We start from the raw sequence: 275 nt of genomic DNA on the forward strand, positions 1-275 counted from the left end.
TGGAGATGTGCTGATTCCCGGCTGCCGCCCATACACGCAATAGCTCTTTTGAATCAACATCCTGCAAAGCGGCAGGTGGGATAGGAAGTTCGCTTTTCATTTATCTATTCTGATTCAGAAGGTATCGACGATTCGGCCCAATAGGGTCTACCTTATTCGCCACATTTGGGGACAGGCGGGCAGGCTCGCCGTCTGTGAGTTCCTGGATACGCTGGTGCTCAGCAATTTCACGCGCAGTTTTTCCACCAAGAACCTCTGTCCGCTGCACGCTTTCG

General features: G+C 52.4%; 1 protein-coding gene. It reads right to left on the reverse strand.

What is annotated here, in order from left to right; translation table 11 throughout:
• Positions 1-100 (reverse strand): DUF5076 domain-containing protein (locus RVY79_RS22060; protein ID WP_411161757.1); only part of this gene is annotated, 100 nt, incomplete at its 3' end.
• Between the last annotated feature and the right edge of the window lie 175 nt (positions 101-275).

This window comes from Chromohalobacter sp. HP20-39, assembly GCF_033052815.1.
In the GTDB taxonomy this organism is placed as follows: domain Bacteria; phylum Pseudomonadota; class Gammaproteobacteria; order Pseudomonadales; family Halomonadaceae; genus Chromohalobacter.